At 69.7% G+C, this 17,679-nt stretch carries 17 protein-coding genes; 13 read left to right on the plus strand and 4 right to left on the minus strand.

From position 1 onward, the window contains the following. Window positions 1–25: 25 nt before the first annotated feature. A complete protein-coding gene (locus PO78_RS15495) occupies window positions 26–853 on the minus strand; it encodes a formate dehydrogenase accessory sulfurtransferase FdhD (protein ID WP_004327932.1) in 828 nt (275 codons plus the stop codon). 443 nt (window positions 854–1,296) lie between these two features. On the opposite strand from PO78_RS15495, the gene PO78_RS15500 reads away from it, so the two are divergent. From PO78_RS15500 to PO78_RS15545, 10 genes are all read left to right on the plus strand, one after another. Continuing rightward, window positions 1,297–1,764: a DUF3305 domain-containing protein gene (locus PO78_RS15500; protein ID WP_004327934.1), complete on the plus strand. Its 468-nt coding sequence runs from the start codon at window positions 1,297–1,299 to the stop codon at window positions 1,762–1,764. Then, window positions 1,761–2,390, plus strand: coding sequence for a DUF3306 domain-containing protein (locus tag PO78_RS15505; RefSeq protein WP_012586084.1), 630 nt, complete (start codon window positions 1,761–1,763; stop codon window positions 2,388–2,390). Before PO78_RS15500 ends, PO78_RS15505 begins: the two co-directional genes overlap by 4 nt. 128 nt (window positions 2,391–2,518) lie before the next feature. Next, the gene (locus PO78_RS15510; RefSeq protein WP_043745040.1) at window positions 2,519–4,639 is read left to right on the plus strand and encodes a 4Fe-4S binding protein; all 2,121 of its coding nucleotides are present in this window, start codon (window positions 2,519–2,521) and stop codon (window positions 4,637–4,639) included. 10 nt (window positions 4,640–4,649) lie between these two features. Next, window positions 4,650–5,297 carry a TorD/DmsD family molecular chaperone gene (locus PO78_RS15515; protein ID WP_004323740.1) on the plus strand — a complete coding sequence of 216 codons (648 nt, stop codon included), beginning with the start codon at window positions 4,650–4,652 and terminating at the stop codon, window positions 5,295–5,297. 67 nt (window positions 5,298–5,364) lie between these two features. Then, entirely contained in the window at window positions 5,365–5,571 is a 207-nt protein-coding gene (locus PO78_RS15520) for a twin-arginine translocation signal domain-containing protein (RefSeq protein ID WP_004323741.1), read from the plus strand. A gap of 13 nt (window positions 5,572–5,584) precedes the next feature. Further along, the gene (locus tag PO78_RS15525) at window positions 5,585–8,497 is read left to right on the plus strand and encodes a formate dehydrogenase subunit alpha (protein ID WP_043745043.1); all 2,913 of its coding nucleotides are present in this window, start codon (window positions 5,585–5,587) and stop codon (window positions 8,495–8,497) included. 12 nt (window positions 8,498–8,509) lie between these two features. After that, complete coding sequence (gene fdh3B, locus PO78_RS15530; protein WP_004323743.1) at window positions 8,510–9,148, plus strand: formate dehydrogenase FDH3 subunit beta; 639 nt, start codon at window positions 8,510–8,512, stop codon at window positions 9,146–9,148. After that, window positions 9,145–9,381: a hypothetical protein gene (locus PO78_RS15535; protein WP_004323744.1), complete on the plus strand. Its 237-nt coding sequence runs from the start codon at window positions 9,145–9,147 to the stop codon at window positions 9,379–9,381. The genes fdh3B and PO78_RS15535 overlap by 4 nt, the downstream gene beginning before the upstream one ends. A 10-nt stretch (window positions 9,382–9,391) precedes the next feature. Further along, a complete protein-coding gene (locus PO78_RS15540) occupies window positions 9,392–10,414 on the plus strand; it encodes a formate dehydrogenase subunit gamma (RefSeq protein ID WP_012586081.1) in 1,023 nt (340 codons plus the stop codon). A gap of 176 nt (window positions 10,415–10,590) precedes the next feature. Beyond that, the gene (locus PO78_RS15545; RefSeq protein ID WP_012586080.1) at window positions 10,591–11,754 is read left to right on the plus strand and encodes a THUMP domain-containing class I SAM-dependent RNA methyltransferase; all 1,164 of its coding nucleotides are present in this window, start codon (window positions 10,591–10,593) and stop codon (window positions 11,752–11,754) included. Between the two features lie 21 nt (window positions 11,755–11,775). Here the strand turns inward: PO78_RS15545 and PO78_RS15550 are convergent, their stop codons facing one another. Together PO78_RS15550 and PO78_RS15555 are read right to left on the minus strand one after the other, a co-directional pair. After that, a complete protein-coding gene (locus PO78_RS15550) occupies window positions 11,776–12,912 on the minus strand; it encodes a PilT/PilU family type 4a pilus ATPase (RefSeq protein ID WP_004309696.1) in 1,137 nt (378 codons plus the stop codon). Window positions 12,913–12,953: 41 nt separating this feature from the next. Then, a complete protein-coding gene (locus tag PO78_RS15555; protein ID WP_004309695.1) occupies window positions 12,954–13,997 on the minus strand; it encodes a type IV pilus twitching motility protein PilT in 1,044 nt (347 codons plus the stop codon). Window positions 13,998–14,123: 126 nt separating this feature from the next. Here PO78_RS15555 and PO78_RS15560 point away from each other — a divergent pair, with 126 nt between their 5' ends. The 3 genes from PO78_RS15560 to PO78_RS15570 are packed head-to-tail and all read left to right on the plus strand — an operon-like array spanning window position 14,124 to window position 16,290. Next, on the plus strand, window positions 14,124–14,837 hold the full coding sequence (locus tag PO78_RS15560) for a YggS family pyridoxal phosphate-dependent enzyme (protein ID WP_012586079.1): 714 nt from the start codon (window positions 14,124–14,126) through the stop codon (window positions 14,835–14,837). A 43-nt stretch (window positions 14,838–14,880) separates the two neighbouring features. Next, window positions 14,881–15,705 (plus strand): pyrroline-5-carboxylate reductase, encoded by an 825-nt coding sequence (gene proC / locus PO78_RS15565; RefSeq protein ID WP_043745046.1) that lies wholly within the window; start codon window positions 14,881–14,883, stop codon window positions 15,703–15,705. A gap of 3 nt (window positions 15,706–15,708) precedes the next feature. Continuing rightward, a complete protein-coding gene (locus PO78_RS15570; protein WP_012586077.1) occupies window positions 15,709–16,290 on the plus strand; it encodes a YggT family protein in 582 nt (193 codons plus the stop codon). Window positions 16,291–16,381: 91 nt separating this feature from the next. Here the strand turns inward: PO78_RS15570 and PO78_RS15575 are convergent, their stop codons facing one another. After that, a complete protein-coding gene (locus tag PO78_RS15575; RefSeq protein ID WP_012586076.1) occupies window positions 16,382–17,659 on the minus strand; it encodes a dihydroorotase in 1,278 nt (425 codons plus the stop codon). Window positions 17,660–17,679 lie beyond the last annotated feature (20 nt).

Consider the following 17,679-nt stretch of genomic DNA (forward strand, 5'->3'; position numbering starts at 1 on the left):
GTCGTGCGTGGGAGGGGGTGGCGCTTCAGTCGCGCTCGAAGCGGTCGGCGCCGGAGAACAGCAGGTAGTGCTTGCCCTGGGCGCGGCCGATCATGGTGAGGCCGATCTTCTGCGCGATCTGCCAGCCCATGTGGGTGAGGCCCGAGCGCGAGACGAGGAAGGGAATGCCCATCTGCGCGGTCTTGATCACCATCTCGGAGGTGAGCCGGCCGGTGGTGTAGAAGATCTTGTCGCTGCCATCGAGCCCGTCGAGCCACATCTGGCCGGCGATCGCGTCCACCGCGTTGTGGCGGCCGACGTCCTCGAAGAACATCAGGATCTCGCAGCCGCCGGGCGTGGCCCTGGCGAGCGCGCAGCCGTGCACCGCGCCGGCCTGCTTGTAGATGGACTCGTGGTGGCGCACGGCGTCCATCAGGGCGTAGAGGGTGGATTGCCGCAGCTGGCGATCGTGCGGCAGGCGGATCTGGTCGATCTCGTCCATGAGTCCGCCGAACACCGTGCCCTGGCCGCAGCCGGTCGTGACCGTGCGGCTGCCGAGCTTGCGCTCGGCGTCCTGCATGCCGGCGCGCGTGGTGATCGCGACCGCGTCGGTATCCCAGTCCACCTGCACCGCGGCGATCTCGTCCAGGCTGCGCACCAGGCGCTGGTTGCGCAGCCAGCCGATGGCGAGCGCCTCGGGGGCGGCGCCGAGCGTCATCAGGGTGACGATCTCGCGCTTGTCGACGTAGAGCGTGAGTGGATGCTCGCCGGCGATCGAGGTCGGCACCGTGTCGCCGCGTTCATCGACCGCGGGGATCTCGATGGTGAGTGGACGGCGGGCCTGGCTCAGCAGGGGACGGTGGGGAGGGGTCATCGGGGCGGGGCCGGGGATGCGCGAGCAGGCGATTGTAGCCGCAAGTCCGGCGAGGCATGGGCGGAGTCGCGGCTCCAATCCGGCCGTGCGGTCGCTGCGGTGATCCGCCCTCGGGACCACGGCGGCGCGCGCCGCCTGCACTCGCGGCCTCGCCCCGACACGGAATTCGCTACCGCGGATCGCGACTCACGTGGCGATTCCCGCACGCGCGGCGGTCGGACATTGTGGGAGCGACGCGAGTCGCGATTTCCGCAAGCGCGGCGGTCGCATTGTGGGAGCGACGCAAGTCGCGATTTCCGCAAGCGCGGCGGTTGCATTGTGGGAGCGACGCGAGTCGCGATCGCGGCGCCTGAGGTCCGTGCCGCGGGTTTCCACGCTCGCGCACGGCGCGGCGGGCGCTTATGCTAAGAAAGACATGGACCTTCCTTTGCGGGTGCAGCACGATGAAAGAATTCCCCATCGCGGTGATCATGGAGCGCCGCCGCCTGAACAACCCCTGGGTCGATGCCGCCTGGGAGGCGGTGGGGGTCGTGCCGGCCTTCGACGACGCCGCGCCGGCGCCACGGCGCATCGTCGACGAGCCCGAGCGCAGCCAGTGGCGCTGCGGGGGCTTCGCGCTCGAGCTTTTCCGCGACGAGGCGGAGAACTACTTCGCCAACCTCACCGCGCCCATCCCCAAGGTCTTCGTGCTGTGGCGCATGGACGGCGAGCTCGCCCGGCCGGCGACGGTCTCGGTGAGCTATGGCGAGGCCGCGCGCTGGCTGGACTCGGGCGAGCAGGTCGATGGCGTGGCGATGCCGCGCGAGATTGCCGACTGGGTGGGGGATTTCGTGAACACGCATTACCAGCCGGAGCCGAAGAAGAAGGTCAAGCGCAACGATCCGCTCGGGCTGGACCGGAGACGGACGTGAGCCGCGGCTTTCTCTCGCGCTGGTCGCGGCGCAAGCTCGCCGCGGTAGCGCAGGCCGAGGCTGCAGCGCAGCCGGCGGGCGCTCCGCCCGCGCCGCTGCGCACGCACGCAGCGGATCCGCTGCCGCTCGCGCCGGCCACACCGGATGCGGCGGCGGATGCGGCGGGGGGCGCCGAGGCGCAATTGCCGCCGGTCGAGAGCTTGTCGCTGTCCTCGGATTTCACCGCCTTCCTGAAGGAAGAGGTGAGCGAGGCGCTGCGTCGCAAGGCCTTGCAGAAACTGTTCTCCGACCCGCACTTCAATCGCATGGACGGGCTGGACATCTACATCGACGACTACTCGCAGCCCGACCCGATCCCGCCGGAGATCCTGGCGAAGCTCCAGCATGCGCGCGAATGGCTGATGGACGACGCGACGGCACAGCCCGCTCCCGAGGGGGCGACGGCGCTTGTCGACGCGGCGCCCGTCGACGGCGAGCGGGGACGGGGGACCACCGCGGAACCGGCCGCTGCGGTGGAGTGCGCGTCTGCGCAAGCTGCGACTGCTCCGGGTGGGCGATGCGTCGACGATCTGTCGGGCGCGGTGTCGTCGGAGCCGCCGCAAGAGTCGGGACAAAACGCACCCTGAGCGACAAATTGTCGCGCGTCGATTCCGGATATCGCCCAGTCATGGCTTTTCGGGGATTCCTGCGGTCTTCCCTGAGTCCCCGGCTGGCCTATGAACTGCTTTGCGTAAGGGAATCGATGGAAGAACACATGAGCGAACGCCGCGACCCGACCTCCCGTATCCACCTGTGCGATTGCAACCGCAGCTTCGCGCTCGACGCCGGGCGTCTTGCGGCGGGCACGGATGCCGCGATGCAGTGTCATCACGCGCTCTGCGGCGCCGAACTCCCGGCGCTGCAAACTTCGCTCGCAGGCGGAAAGACCGTGCATGTCGCCTGTACGCAGGAAACCGCGCTCTTCGGCGAACTCGCGGAGGAAGCCGGCGCGGGCGAGCGCATCCGCTTCTTCAACCTGCGCGAGCACGCCGGCTGGTCGGCCGAGTCCGCGGCGGCAACGCCCAAGCTCGCCGCGCTGATCGCGGCGGCCACCCCCTTGGCCGACCCCGAGCCGGTGGCTGCGGTGCAGATGAGCGCCGGGCGCAGCCTGCTGATCATCGGCGAGGCGGGCGCGGCGCTGGGCTGGGCGGAGCGCCTGGCCGGCAGCTTCGAGCCGGCGGTGCTGATCACCGCGCGCTCGAAGGACGTGGAGCTGCCGGCGGTCAACGCGTACCCGGTGTGGTCGGGCAGGCCGGTGCGGCTCGGCGGCCACCTCGGCGCCTTCGAGCTGGAGTGGACGCAGCACAACCCGATCGATCTCGAGCTGTGCGTGCGCTGCAACGCCTGCGTCAAGGCCTGTCCCGAGGGCGCGATCGGCTGGGACCTGCAGGTCGATGTCGACGCCTGTCGCAGCCACGGCGCCTGCGTCGCCGCCTGTGGCGAGATCGGCGCGATCGACTTCGCGCGCCAGGACAGCGCGCGCAGCGAACGCTTCGACCTCGTGCTCGACCTGTCGGCCGAGCCGCTGCTGCGTCGCGTCGAGCTGCCCGACGGCTACGCCGCGCCTGGGCGCGATCCCTTCGAGCAGGCGCTCGCGGTGCAGGCGCTGGGGGAGTTCGTCGGCGAGTTCGAGAAGCCGCGCTACGTAGCCTTCGAGGCCGCCCTGTGTGCGCACAGCCGGGCGAAGAGGACCGGCTGCAGCAACTGCATCGAGTCCTGTTCCACCGCGGCGATCCGCTCGAACGGCGACGTGATCGCGGTCGACCCGTATCTGTGCAAGGGCTGCGGCACCTGCAGCACGGTGTGTCCCTCGGGCGCGCTGTCCTTCCAGTATCCGCGCGTGCCCGAGCTCGGCCAGCGCGTGAAGACCCTGCTCGCCGAATACGCGCGCGCCGGCGGCACCGACGCCTGCCTGCTGTTCCACTCCGCCGCGGCCGGCAGCGCCGCGATCGCCCGCCTCGCGCGCCGCGGCCGCGGCCTGCCGGCGCGGGTGATCCCGGTCGAGGTGTGGAGCGCCGACGCGGTCGGGCTGGACCTGATGCTCGGCAGCCTCGCGCTCGGCGCCTGCCAGGTGGCGGTGCTCGCCGCCGGCAGCCACGACGCCGCGCCGCTCGAGGCGCAGGCGGGTCATGGCCAGGCCATCCTCTCCGCCCTGGGTTACGGCGGCGAACACCTGCGCGTGATCGAGGCCGACGCCGACGACTGGCAGGCGCTCGAGCGCGCACTGTACGACTGGGCTCCGGCGATGACCGTCGCCGAACCCGCGCGTTTCCGGTTGCTGGCGAAGAAGCGCGAGACGCTGGACTTCGCGCTCCGCCATCTGGTCGCCCACGCGCCTGCCACGACCACGCCTGCGGGCCTGCCGGCGGCGATCGCGCTCAACGCGGGCGCACCCTTCGGCCAGGTGATCGCATCCGACGCCTGTACCTTGTGCATGTCCTGTACCGGCGCCTGTCCGGCGGGCGCGCTGCGCGCCGCCAGCGACGCCTACCGCCTCGAGTTCGTCGAGAAGAACTGCCTGCAGTGCGGCCTGTGCGAGGCGTCCTGCCCGGAGTCCGCGATCACGCTCGAGCCGCGCCTGCTGCCGGGCGAGTACGGCACCGAAGGTGCGCGCCGCGCGCGCGCCCTGCGCGAAGCCGACATCTTCCACTGCACCGCCTGCGGCAAGGCCATGGGCGCCGCGCCGCTGATCGAATCCATGATCGCCCGCCTGTCCGGCCACGCCATGTTCGCCGGCGAGGCCGAGCGCGCGCGCCTGCGCATGTGCGCCGACTGCCGGGTGATCGACATGATGAAGGCCGAAACGGCCGTCAAGGCCTGGGACCTCACTGAATGAACGACTCCGAATGAGCGCAGCCGCGAACGCCAGCATTTCCATCCAGCCCCAGCCGACCTGGTCGGACGAGGACCGCGCGCGCGCCGAGCACTACGCGCTGATCGCCCGTCTGTTCCACGCCGCGCCCGACGCTGCGCTGCTCGCGGCGCTCGCGCAGGCGGGGCGGACGCTCGGCGGCGAGGGCGGCGAGCTGCCGCGTGCCTGGGCCGCTTTGGGCGCGGCGGCGCAGACGATGCCGCTGCAGGCGGTGGCCGAGGAGTTCGACGCCTTGTTCGTCAGCGTCGGCAAGCCCGAGGTGATGTGCAACGGCTCCTGGTACCTGACCGGCTTCCTGCAGGAAGAGCCGCTCGCCGAGCTGCGCGACGACCTCGCCGAACTCGGCCTGGGCCGCCGCGCGGGCGTGACCGAGACCGAGGACCACATCGCCGCACTCGCCGAGGTCATGCGCCACCTGGTGCTGACCGGGCCGGACGACGCGGGGCTGGCGCGCCAGCGGCGCTTCTTCGGCCGCCACCTCGCGCCCTGGTACGCGCAGTTCGCCGGCGCGCTTGCGGCGGCGCCGGGGGCGGATTTCTACGCGAAGGTCGGCGGCCTGCTGGCGGCCTTCATGGACATCGAGCGCGAGGCGTTCGACATGCTGGAGGCGGAAGCGCGCTGAGCGCGGCCGCCATGGACACGATGCGGGGCGGGCGGGCGCCTGCGCCGCGAATGAGGGGAGAGCGAGGATGAAGGACGAAAACACCAAGCTGTCGCGCCGCAACTTCCTGGCCGCGATCGGTGCCGGCAGTGCCGCTGGCGCCGCCACGCTGGCCGCGACCGCCGCCCAGGCGTCGCCTGTCACCGCCAAGGTGGTCGAGGAGGCGCGCCGCGAGGTCGCCGACCAGGGCGTGAGCGAGCACATGCGCAATTACTACCGCACGACGCGGATCTGAGGAGGACGCGAGGATGTTGACGAAGAAATCCGCGACCGCCGCCACCAGCGCGCGTCGCCTGCGCGGCGCCGCCGCGCGCCAGCTCGGCCAGACCATGGACCGCCGCGCCTTCCTGAAGCGCTCCGGCCTGGGCGTGGGCGCCGGCGCGCTCGCCACCCAGCTGCCCTACAACTTCATCGGCGCCGCCGACGCCGCGGCGCCCGCGGGCGTGTCGCGCGCCGAGGGCAAGGCCGAGATCCGCCGCACCGTGTGCACCCACTGCTCGGTGGGCTGTGCCGCCGACGCGGTGGTGCGCAACGGCGTGTGGGTGCATCAGGAGCCGGTGTTCGACTCGCCGATCAACCTCGGGTCGCACTGCGCCAAGGGCGCCGCGCTGCGCGAGCATGGCCACGGTGAATACCGCCTGAAGTATCCGATGAAGCTGGTCGACGGCAAGTACCAGAAGATCTCGTGGGAGCAGGCGCTCAACGAGGTCGGCGACCGCCTGCTGAAGATCCGCGAGGAGTCCGGCCCCGACGCGGTGTATTTCATCGGATCGTCGAAACACAACAACGAGCAGGCCTACCTGCTGCGCAAGTTCGTCTCCTTCTGGGGCACCAACAACACCGACCACCAGGCGCGCATCTGCCACTCCACCACCGTGGCGGGCGTGGCGAACACCTGGGGCTACGGCGCGATGACGAACTCCTACAACGACATGCAGAACGCCAAGGCGATGCTGTTCATCGGCTCGAACGCGGCCGAGGCGCACCCGGTGTCCTTGTTGCACATCCTGCACGCCAAGGAAAACGGCGCCAAGATGATCGTCGTCGACCCGCGCTTCACCCGCACTGCGGCCAAGGCCCACCAGTACATCCGCATCCGCTCCGGCACCGACGTCCCCTTCCTGTTCGGCCTGCTGTACCACATCTTCCAGAACGGCTGGGAAGACAAGCAGTACATCGACGACCGTGTCTTCGGCATGGACAAGATCCGCGAGGAAGTGCTCGCCAAGTGGACGCCGGACAAGGTGGAAGAGGCCTGCGGTGTGCCCGCGGAGCAGATGCTGCTCGCCGCCCGCACCATGGCCGAGAACCGCCCGAGCACCATCGTCTGGTGCATGGGCCAGACCCAGCACTCGATCGGCAACGCCATGGTGCGCGCCTCCTGCATCCTGCAGCTCGCGCTCGGCAACATCGGCAAGTCGGGAGGTGGCGCCAACATCTTCCGCGGCCACGACAACGTGCAGGGCGCGACCGACGTCGGCCCCAACCCCGACTCCCTGCCCGGCTACTACGGCCTCGCCACCGGCTCGTGGAAGCACTGGGCGAACGTGTGGGGCGTGGACTACGAGTGGGTCAAGGGTCGCTACGTCTCGCAGGAGCTGATGGAGAAGTCCGGCATCACCGTGTCGCGCTGGATCGACGGCGTGCTCGAGAACAAGGACCTCATCGACCAGCCCGCCGGCAACCTGCGCGCGGTGGTGTATTGGGGCCATGCGCCCAACTCGCAGACGCGCGGCGCCGAGATGGTCGAGGCGATGAAGAAGCTCGACACCCTGGTGGTGATCGATCCCTATCCGTCGGCCACCGCGGCGATGGCGGCGATGGTGCGGAAGGACGGCGTGTACCTGCTGCCGGCCTGCACCCAGTTCGAGACCCACGGCTCGGCGACCGCGTCGAACCGCTCGATCCAGTGGCGCGAGAAGGTCATCGAGCCCCTCTTCGAGTCCAAGCCCGATCACACCATCATGTACGCCTTCGCGAAGAAGTTCGGCTGGGCCGAGCAGTTCGTGAAGAACATCAAGCTCGAGAAGGATGCCCAGGGCTGGGACGAGCCGAGCATCGAGGACACGCTGCGCGAGATCAACCGCGGCACCTGGACGATCGGCTACACCGGCCAGTCGCCCGAGCGCCTCAAGCTGCACATGAAGAACATGCACACCTTCGACGTCAAGACGCTGAAGGCGGTGGGCGGCCCCTGCGACGGCGAGTACTTCGGCCTGCCGTGGCCGTGTTACGGCACGCCCGAGATGAAGCACCCCGGCACGCCCAACCTCTACGACACCTCCAAGCACGTGATGGACGGCGGTGGCAATTTCCGCGCCAACTTCGGCGTGGAGAAGGACGGTGTGTCGCTGCTCGCCGGCGCGGGCTCGGCCTCCAAGGGCGCCGACCTGCAGATGGGCTACCCCGAGTTCGACCACGTGCTGTTGAAGAAACTGGGCTGGTGGGACGAGCTCACCGACGCCGAGAAGGCCGCGGCCGAGGGCAAGAACTGGAAGACCGACCCCTCGGGCGGGATCATCCGCGTGGCGATGAAGAACCACGGCTGCCACCCCTTCGGCAACGCCAGGGCGCGCGCGGTGGTGTGGAACTTCCCCGACCCCATCCCGCAGCACCGCGAGCCGATCTACTCGCCGCGCCCGGACATGGTCGCCAAGTACCCGACCCACGACGACAAGATGAAGTTCTGGCGCCTGCCCACCCTGTACAAGTCGATGCAGGAGAAGGTGAAGGACATCTCGAAGGACTACCCGCTGGTGATGACCTCCGGACGCCTGGTCGAGTACGAGGGCGGCGGCGAGGAGACCCGCTCCAACCCCTGGCTGGCCGAGCTGCAGCAGGAGATGTTCGCCGAGGTGAATCCGAAGGACGCCAACGACGCGGGCTTCCGCAATGGCGAGTACATCTGGGTCGAGTCGCCCACCAAGGCGAGGCTCAAGGTGCGCGCCCAGGTCACCCAGCGCGTGGCGCCGGGCACGGTCTTCCTGCCCTTCCACTTCTCCGGCTGGTGGCAGGGCAAGGACATGCTCGAGTTCTACCCCGCGGGTGCGGCCCCGGTCGTGCGCGGCGAGGCGGTCAACACCGCCACCACCTACGGCTACGACTCGGTGACCATGATGCAGGAAACCAAGACCACCCTGTGCCGCGTGAGCAAGGCCTGAGGAGAATAGACAATGGGACGCATGAAATTCCTCTGTGACGCCGAGCGCTGCATCGAATGCAACGGCTGCGTCACCGCGTGCAAGAACGAGCACGAGGTGCCCTGGGGCGTGAACCGCCGCCGGGTGGTGACGATGAACGACGGCGTGCCGGGCGAGCGCTCGATCTCGGTGGCCTGCATGCACTGCTCGGACGCGCCCTGCATGGCGGTGTGCCCGACCGACTGCTTCTACAAGACCGAAGACGGCGTGGTGCTCCACGACAAGGACAAGTGCATCGGCTGCGGCTACTGCTTCTATGCCTGTCCGTTCGGCGCGCCGCAGTTCCCCAACGGCCCGGCGGCTTTCGGTGCGCGCGGCAAGATGGACAAATGCACCTTCTGCGCCGGCGGCCCCGAGGAGACCGGCTCGGCCGCCGAGTACGAGAAGTACGGCTCCAACCGCCTCGCCCAGGGCAAGTTGCCGCTGTGCGCCGAGATGTGCTCGACCAAGGCGCTGATCGCCGGCGACGCCGACGTGGTGGCCAACATCTTCCGCGAGCGCGTGCTGCGCCGCGGCACCGGCGCTGAGGTGTGGGGCTGGGATGCGGCCTACGGCGGCGGTGAGCGCAAACAGGAACGCAAGCAGGAACGCAAGCGGGAGGGGCAGTCATGAGTACCGGCAAGCTGAAGTCGATCGCGCTCGCGACGCTGGCCGGCGCTGCGCTGCTCGGCCTGTCGGCCTGCAGCGAGGTGCCGCAGGTCACGGTGTACGAGCAGGGCCAGTACCGCGGCAAGACCGACGCCCGCCCCTGGGAAGGCGGCGAGTTCAAGGGCGACCGCGCGGCCTGGGAGAAGGCGCTCAAGGAGCGTTCCCGCGGCCAGAACGAGTACAACCGCATCCAGTGAGGAGATCGTCATGACGACACACGCGATGCGGGGGCAGCGCGGCGGCTGGCTCGCCGTGCTGCTGCTCGCGCTCATGCTGTGGGCGACGGCGCTGCCGCTGCAGGCGGCAGCGCCGCAGCACGGCAGTACCGCGGCGGACCAGGCCGAGCGCCAGGTCGAGCGCCCGCTCAACAACGCGCCGGTGTGGCGCGCGGTGCGCTCGGGCGAGGAGCACTTCACCCTCTCGCGCAGCCCCGAGGCCGGTGTGCTGATCCAGAGCGAGGGCAACACCTGGCGCCAGCTTCGCAACGGCCCGGTCACGCTCTACGGCGGCTGGCTGCTCATTCTCGTGCCTTCGGCCATCCTGCTGTTCTGGCTGGTCAAGGGCACGATGAAGCTGCACGGGCAGAAGACCGGGCGCAAGATGCTGCGCTTCTCGGCTTTCGAGCGCTTCGTGCACTGGGGCACGGCGATCAGCTTCCTGCTGCTCGCCGTCACCGGAGTGGCGATCCTGTTCGGCAAGCACGTGCTGCTGCCGCTCATCGGCCATGGCGGGCTGGGCCTGCTGCTCAACGCCGGCAAGCTGGTGCACAACTACGTCGGCCCGCTGTTCGGGGTCTTCGTGGTGCTGATGTTCTTCGCCTTCCTGCGCGACAACGTCTGGCGGCCGATCGACGCGCAGTGGATCCGCCGCGCCGGCGGCCTGCTCGACGGCAGCCACGTGCCTTCGGGGCGCTTCAACTTCGGCGAGAAGACCTGGTTCTGGTTCGGCGTCACCTTCCTCGGCCTCACCGTGGCGATCTCCGGCCTGATCATGGACTTCCCGAACCTGGGTGACTGGAGCCGTGCCGACATGCAGACCGCGAACATCGTGCATGCGATCGGCGCCATCCTGATGCTGGGGCTGGCCTTCGGCCACATCTACATGGGCACGCTCGGCGCCGAAGGCGCCTACGAGTCGATGAAGACCGGCTACGTCGACGAGACCTGGGCGCGCGAGCACCACGAGCAGTGGTACCACGACGTCAAGGCGGGCAAGTCCGGGCATCCCTGAGCGGGCCCGCCATCTCCTCTCCCTCGTCCGGGCCGCCCATCCCTTCGGCCCGGGACGCTTCGGCCCCGACCGGCATCGCATGCCTGCGGGGCCGCGTTTTGTCGGCTTCCCGGGGTTCGCGCTGCGGCGCATGGGCCCACTAGGTACAATCCGTTTTTGTCCGCCCGGAGCCCGACATGGCCGAAACCTTCTTTTCCCCCTGCCCGCGCGGCCTCGAGGCACTGCTGGCCGAAGAGCTGGTGACTTTCGGCGCGCGCGCGGCGCGCGCGGTGCATGGCGGGGTGAGCTGGGAGGGCGACTGGGACGCCTGCCGGCGCGCCAACCTCGAGAGCCGGCTAGCCACCCGCGTGCTGTGGCGGGTGGGGCAGGGGCGCTATCGCGCCGAGGTCGACATCTACAAGCTCGCCTATAGCGTCACCTGGGCGAAGTGGTTCACCGCCGACGACACCATCCGCATCTACGTCACCGCGCAGAAGTCGCCGCTCAAGAGCCTCGAGTTCATCACCCTGCGGGTGAAGGATGCGGTGTGCGACCACTTCCGCACGGTGGCCGGACGGCGGCCGAACGTGGATACCGCCGACCCGGCGGTGCGCATCCACCTGTTCCTCACCGTCGACACCGCCACGCTGTATGTCGACACCACCGGCGAGCCGCTCTACAAGCGTGGCTACAAGCCTGCTGCGGTGGAGGCGCCGCTGAAGGAGAACCTCGCCGCCGGCATCCTGCGCCTCACAGGCTGGCAGCCGGACGAGGCCCTCGTCGATCCGATGTGCGGCAGCGGCACTTTCCTGATCGAGGCCGCGCAGATGGCGCTCGACATCGCGCCGGGCCTCGGGCGCGGCTTCGCCTTCGAGCGCCTGCGCATCCACGACCGCGGCGCCTGGGCGGCGCTGCGCCGCGCCGCCGAGCAGCGCCGCAAGCCGGCGCGCGTGCTGCCGATCTTCGGCTCGGACGTGGTCGGCGAGTGGGTGCGGCGCAGCCGCATGAACCTCGACGCGGCCGGGCTGGCCGACTGCGTGCGCCTGGACCGCGCCGACGTTCTCGAGCGCACGCCGCCGGCCGCCGCGGGGGTGATGGTGGCGAATCCGCCCTACGGGGTGCGTATCGGCGAGGCGGAGGAACTCCTCGCCTTCTATCCCCGCCTGGGCGACGCACTCAAGCAGCGCTGGGGCGGCTGGCGCTGCTATCTGTTCAGCGCCGACCCCGAGCTGCCCAAGCGCATCGGCTTGAAGGCGAGCCGGCGCACGCCGCTCTTCAACGGCGCGCTCGAATGCCGCCTGTTCGAGTACCGCATGGTGGCCGGCAGCAACCGCGAGCGCACGCCGCGTCCGCAGGAGTAACAAAGCGCGCGGTGTCCCGCCCTACAGGATGCCGAGGTTCTGGATGCCGCCGCCGGCCGCGAGGGGGTCGCCGTGGCGGCTGTTGAGCTTGATCTGCAGGCGCAGGTCGTTCACCGAGTCGGCGTTGCGCAGCGCGTCCTCGTAGCCGATCAGGTCGTCCTCGTAGAGCTGGAACAGCGACTGGTCGAAGGTCTGCATGCCGAGCTCGCGCGAGCGCTTCATCACGTCCTTGATCTCGGGCACGTTGCCCTTGAAGACCAGGTCGGCGATCAGCGGCGAGTTGAGCATCACCTCCACCGCCGGTACGCGGCCCTTGCGGTCCTTCATCGGCAGCAGGCGCTGCGAGACCATCGCGCGCAGGTTCAGCGACAGGTCCATCAGCAGCTGCTGGCGGCGGTCTTCCGGGAAGAAATTGATGATGCGGTCGATCGCCTGGTTGGCGCTGTTGGCGTGAAGGGTGGCCAGGCACAGGTGGCCGGTCTCGGCGAAGGCGATCGCGTAGTCCATTGTCTCGCGGTCGCGGATCTCGCCCATCAGGATCACGTCGGGCGCCTGGCGCAGGGTGTTCTTGAGCGCAGACATCCAGGACTCGGTGTCGATGCCGATCTCGCGCTGGGACACGATGCAGTTCTTGTGCTGGTGCACGAACTCGATCGGGTCCTCGATGGTGATGATGTGGCCGTAGGTGTTCTCGTTGCGGTAATCGACCAGGGATGCGAGCGAGGTGGTCTTGCCGGTGCCGGTGCCGCCGACGAAGATCACCAGCCCGCGCTTGGCGAGCGCGATCTCGGTGAGCACCGGCGGCAGGCCGAGCTCCTTGAAATTGGGGATCTTCTGCGGGATGGTGCGCAGCACCAGGGCGACGCGGCCCTGCTGCACGAAGGCATTGGCGCGGAAGCGGCCGATGCCCGCCGGCGAGATGCCGAAGTTGCACTCCTTGTGGGTCTCGAAGTCGGCGGCCTGGCGGTCGTTCATGATCGCGCGCGCCAGCTCGGTGGTGTGCTGCGGCTGCAGGATCTGGTTCGACTGCGGCACGATGCGGCCGTCGACCTTGATCGCAGGCGGGAAGCCGGCGGTGATGAAGAGATCCGAGCCGTTCTTCTGCAGCATCAGCCGCAGCAGGTCGTGCATGAACTTGAGGGCCTGGTCGCGTTCCATGGTCTGCGTGCTCCTGCCCGGGACGGGCGGGTGGATGCCGCTCAGGCGGCGAAGCTGTCCTTGTTCTGCGCCTTCACGCGTGCTTCCGCGGCCGACACGACGTTGCGCCGGACCAGGTCGACGAGGCACTGGTCGAGGGTCTGCATGCCGATATTCTGGCCGGTCTGGATCGAGGAATACATCTGCGCGATCTTGTTCTCGCGGATGAGGTTGCGGATCGCCGGGGTGCCGATCATGATCTCGTGCGCCGCGACCCGGCCCTGGCCGTCCTTGGTCTTGAGCAGGGTCTGCGAGATCACTGCGCGCAGGGATTCCGAAAGCATCGAGCGCACCATGTCCTTCTCGGCCGCGGGGAAGACGTCGACGATCCGGTCGATGGTCTTGGCCGCGGATGAGGTGTGCAGGGTGCCGAACACCAGGTGGCCGGTCTCGGCGGCGGTGAGGGCGAGGCGGATGGTCTCGAGGTCGCGCATCTCGCCCACCAGGATCACGTCGGGGTCCTCGCGCAGCGCAGCGCGCAGCGCGTTGTTGAAGGACATGGTGTCGCGGTGCACCTCGCGCTGGTTCACCAGGCAGCGCTTGGATTCGTGCACGAACTCGATCGGGTCCTCCACGGTGAGGATGTGGCCGTACTCGTTTTCGTTCACGTAGTCGAGCATCGCCGCCAGCGTGGTGGACTTGCCCGAGCCGGTCGGCCCGGTCACCAGCACGATGCCGCGCGGCTGGTGGGCGATCTCCTTGAAGATCTTCGGGCAGTTGAGCTCCTCCAGGGTCAGCACCTTGCTCGGAATGGTGCGGAACACCGCGCCTGCGCCGCGGTTCTGCTGGAAGGCGTTGACGCGGAAGCGCGCGAGGTTGGGCACGGCGAAGGAGAAGTCGCACTCCCAGGTCTCCTCGAGCTGCTTGCGCTGCGCGTCGTTCATGATGTCGTACACCATGGCATGCACCTCCTTGTGCTCGAGCGGCGGCAGGTTGATCCGGCGCACGTCGCCGTGCACGCGGATCATCGGCGGCAGGCCGGCGGAGAGGTGGAGGTCGGAGGCCTTGTTCTTGACCGCGAAGGCGAGCAGTTCGGTGATGTCCATGGTATTCCGGCGCAAATGGCGACACGGCCGCCTGCGCGGGCGGCGCTCGGGGTCGGCCTCGGGGTGGGCGATGGAGCGATGCTATACTTTTGCCGCCCCGAAATCCCAGGAAATAGGCCACGGACCATGACGACGATCGCTGCACGCCTCGACGCGGTGCGCGCCCGCATCGCCGCCGCCGCACGACATGCCGGGCGCGACCCTGCGGACGTGAAGCTGCTCGCGGTGAGCAAGACCTGGCCGGCGGAGGCGGTGCGCGAGGCCGCCGCCGCCGGGCAGCGTGCCTTCGGCGAGAACTACGTGCAGGAAGGCGTGGACAAGGTCGAGGCGCTGCGCGCGCTCGGGCTCGAATGGCATTTCATCGGCCCGCTGCAGAGCAACAAGACGCGCCCGGTGGCGAACGCCTTCGACTGGGTGCATGGCATCGACCGCCTGAAGATCGCCGAGCGCCTGTCGGCGCAGCGCGACGTGCATCTGCCGCCGCTCGACGTGTGCATCCAGGTCAATGTCAGCGGCGAGGACAGCAAGAGCGGCGTGGCGCCGGACGAGGCCGGCGCGCTCGCGCACGCGGTCGCCGCCCTGCCGCGGCTGCGCCTGCGCGGCCTCATGTGCATCCCCGAACCGAGCGCGGACGAGGCCGTGCTGCGCGCGCGCTTCGCCGTGCTGCGCGGGCTCCACGACGAGCTGCGCGCCGCCGGACTCGCGCTCGACACCTTGTCGATGGGCATGTCGCACGACCTCGAGCCGGCGATCGCCGAGGGCGCGAACATCGTGCGCGTGGGCACGGCGATCTTCGGCGAGCGTGCCCGAACCGCGCCGACCCCGACCCCTACGGCCTGACGCGCGTCCGCGTGTGCTCCGGCCCCAACCAGCAGGTCCATCCATGAAGATCACCTTCCTCGGCGGCGGCAACATGGCCACCGCCCTCATCGGCGGCATGCTCGAGCGCGGCTTCGCCGCCGCCGGCCTCCAGGTCGTCGAGCTCGGCGAAGCGGCGCGCTGCGCGCTCGCGCAGCGCTTCGGCGTGCGTGCGGTCGAGTCCTTCGACGACGCGGCGCTCGCCTGCGACGTGCTCGTGCTCGCGGTCAAGCCGCAGCAGATGAAGGCTGCGCTGGCACCGATCGCCGGGCGCCTGTGCGGCCAGCTCGTCATCAGCATCGCCGCCGGCCTGCGCCTGGCCGACCTCGGGCGCTGGCTGGGTGCGCCGGGTGCGCCCCATGCCCGCCTGGTGCGCTGCATGCCCAACACACCGGCGCTGATCGGCGCCGGCGTCACCGGCCTGTACGCCGACCCGTCGGTGGACGCCGCCGGCCGCGAGACCGCCGGGCGCATCCTCGCCGCGGTCGGCAGCGCCGTGTGGGCGGATGCCGAGGCGCAGATGGACGCGGTCACCGCGATCTCGGGCAGCGGCCCGGCCTACGTCTTCCACTTCATCGAGGCGCTCGAATCCGCCGGTCGCAGCCTCGGCTTCGACGAGGCCGGCGCGCGCCGCCTGGCCATCGACACCGTGCTCGGCGCGGCGAAGCTGGCGGCGAACTCCGCCGACGCGCCCGCCGTGCTGCGCCAGAAGGTCACCTCCAAGGGCGGCACCACCGAGGCCGCGCTCGCCAGCCTGGCGGCGGCCGGCTGGCACGACGAACTCGTCGCCGCGGTGCAGGCGGCCGAAGCGCGCGGGCGCGAGCTCGGCGCCGAACTCGGCAAGGACTGACTCATGCTCGCCAACATCCTGCTGCTGGTGATCGACGTCGCCGCCAGCTTCCTCACGCTGATGCTGCTCGCGCGCTTCTTCATGCAGTGGCAGCGCATCTCCTTCCGCAACCAGCTCGGCCAGTTCGTGGTCAGCACCACCGACTGGATCGTGCGCCCGCTGCGCCGCTTCATCCCCGGGCTGTTCGGTCTCGACATGGCGAGCCTGCTGCCCGCCTGGCTGGTTCAGGTACTGCTGGTGATGTTCGAGCTCAGCCTGCGCGGCGCGGCCTTCAGCGGCAACACCGCCGCCGTGCTCGCCGGCCTGTGGGGGGTGGGCCTGATCGAGCTGCTGCGCATGATGATCTACCTGGTGTTCGCGGTGGTGCTGGGCTCGGCGGTGCTGTCCTGGGTGAGCCCGCACGCGCCGCTGGCGCCGCTGCTGCACTCGATCGCCGCGCCCTTCCTGCGCCCGTTCCGGCGCGTGATCCCGAGCATCGCCAACGTCGACCTGTCGCCGCTGGTGCTGCTGCTGGTGCTGCAGATCGTGCTGATGGTGCTCGCCGGCGCGCGCAACGGTTTCGCGCCGCTGCTGTTCGGGGGCTGATTTCCGCACCGGCTTCAAGCGCAAAAAGGGGCGGCCGGTAGCGGCTGCCCCTTTTTGCGAGCCGGGCCGGCGGGCGTTTGCCCGACCGGGCTCAGCCCTCGAACATCACCTGCCCCTCGACCAGCGTGTAGCGCACCTTGCCCGGCAGCTCCATGCCGAGGAAGGGCGTGTTCTTGCCCTGGCTCCGGAGGCCCTCGCGGGTGATGGTGACGTGGGTCGCGGGGTCGAACACGCACACGTCGGCGCGCGCGCCCACCGAGAGGTGGCCGGCCTTGGTGATGCCGACGATCTTCGCCGCGTCCGAGGTGATGCGGGCCAGCCCGTCCAGCAGCGCCAGCCCGGCGCGGTCGGCCCACTTCAGCGTCAGCGGCAGCAGCAGCTCGAGGCCGGTGGCGCCGGGTTCGGATTCGGAGAACGGCGTCTGCTTGGCGTCGTCGTCCACCGGGGTGTGGTCCGAGCACAGCGCGTCGATGCGGCCCTCGGCCAGGCCCCGGGCGAGTGCCTCGCGGTCGCGCTGGCTGCGCAGCGGCGGGACGAGGTGGCAGTTGGGGTTGAAGTAGCCGATGTCCATGTCGCACAGGTGCACATGGTTGATCGACACGTCGCAGGTCACGTCCATGCCTTCTGCGCGCGCCTGGTCGATGAGCGCGAGGCCGGCGGCCGAGGACAGGCGGGTGATGTGCAGGCGGGCGCCGGTGATGCGCGCGAGCTCGAGGTAGGTGTAGAGCGCCACGGTTTCGGCGGCGACCGGGATGCCCGACAGGCCCAGCCGCGTCGCCACCTCGCCGTCGTGGGCGTGGCCCACCTGCGACAGGAAGGGCGCCAGCGGCTGCAGCCAGACGCGGAAGCCGAAAGTGGCGGCGTATTGCAGCGCGCGCATCAGCACGGTGTTGTCGACCAGCGGCACGTTGGCCTGCGAGAAGGCGACGCAGCCGGCCTCGACCAGTTCGGCCATCTCGGACAGGCGCTCGCCCTGAAGGCCGATGGTGAGTGCGCCGACCGGATAGATGTGGGCGCGGTTCAGCTTCTTGGCGCGATAGGTCAGCATCTCGACCAGGCCGGGCTCGTCGAGCACGGGGTCGGTGTCGGGCGGGATCGCCAGGCTGGTGACGCCGCCGGCCATCGCCGCCTCCATTTCGGATTCGAGCGTGGCGCGGTACTCGTAGCCGGGTTCGCGCAGGCGCGCGGCGAGGTCGATGAAGCCGGGGGCGACCACGAGACCGCCGGCGTCGATCGTGCGCTCGGCGACGAAGCCGTCCGGCGCCTGGCCGAGGGCGACGATCTTGCCTCCTGCGACGTAGACGTTCTGCACCGCATCGGTGCGATTGGCCGGATCGACGACGCGGCCGTTGGAAATCAGGATGTTCATGCGTGGGTCCTTGTTCCTGT

It is taken from the genome of Thauera sp. SWB20 (genome assembly GCF_000831325.1).
Classification (GTDB): Bacteria; Pseudomonadota; Gammaproteobacteria; order Burkholderiales; family Rhodocyclaceae; genus Thauera; species Thauera aminoaromatica.

Excerpts from the sequence above, each read along its gene's own strand:
- proC (WP_043745046.1), top strand. The coding sequence starts at position 14,881 with ATGAAGATCACCTTCCTCGGCGGCGGCAACATGGCCACCGCCCTCATC.
- PO78_RS15510 (WP_043745040.1), top strand. The coding sequence starts at position 2,519 with ATGAGCGAACGCCGCGACCCGACCTCCCGTATCCACCTGTGCGATTGC.
- PO78_RS15495 (WP_004327932.1), bottom strand. The coding sequence starts at position 853 with ATGACCCCTCCCCACCGTCCCCTGCTGAGCCAGGCCCGCCGTCCACTC.
- PO78_RS15545 (WP_012586080.1), top strand. The coding sequence starts at position 10,591 with ATGGCCGAAACCTTCTTTTCCCCCTGCCCGCGCGGCCTCGAGGCACTG.
- PO78_RS15525 (WP_043745043.1), top strand. The coding sequence starts at position 5,585 with ATGTTGACGAAGAAATCCGCGACCGCCGCCACCAGCGCGCGTCGCCTG.
- PO78_RS15575 (WP_012586076.1), bottom strand. The coding sequence starts at position 17,659 with ATGAACATCCTGATTTCCAACGGCCGCGTCGTCGATCCGGCCAATCGC.
- PO78_RS15570 (WP_012586077.1), top strand. The coding sequence starts at position 15,709 with ATGCTCGCCAACATCCTGCTGCTGGTGATCGACGTCGCCGCCAGCTTC.
- PO78_RS15500 (WP_004327934.1), top strand. The coding sequence starts at position 1,297 with ATGAAAGAATTCCCCATCGCGGTGATCATGGAGCGCCGCCGCCTGAAC.
- PO78_RS15560 (WP_012586079.1), top strand. The coding sequence starts at position 14,124 with ATGACGACGATCGCTGCACGCCTCGACGCGGTGCGCGCCCGCATCGCC.
- PO78_RS15515 (WP_004323740.1), top strand. The coding sequence starts at position 4,650 with ATGAGCGCAGCCGCGAACGCCAGCATTTCCATCCAGCCCCAGCCGACC.
- PO78_RS15550 (WP_004309696.1), bottom strand. The coding sequence starts at position 12,912 with ATGGAACGCGACCAGGCCCTCAAGTTCATGCACGACCTGCTGCGGCTG.
- PO78_RS15520 (WP_004323741.1), top strand. The coding sequence starts at position 5,365 with ATGAAGGACGAAAACACCAAGCTGTCGCGCCGCAACTTCCTGGCCGCG.
- fdh3B (WP_004323743.1), top strand. The coding sequence starts at position 8,510 with ATGGGACGCATGAAATTCCTCTGTGACGCCGAGCGCTGCATCGAATGC.
- PO78_RS15540 (WP_012586081.1), top strand. The coding sequence starts at position 9,392 with ATGACGACACACGCGATGCGGGGGCAGCGCGGCGGCTGGCTCGCCGTG.
- PO78_RS15535 (WP_004323744.1), top strand. The coding sequence starts at position 9,145 with ATGAGTACCGGCAAGCTGAAGTCGATCGCGCTCGCGACGCTGGCCGGC.
- PO78_RS15555 (WP_004309695.1), bottom strand. The coding sequence starts at position 13,997 with ATGGACATCACCGAACTGCTCGCCTTCGCGGTCAAGAACAAGGCCTCC.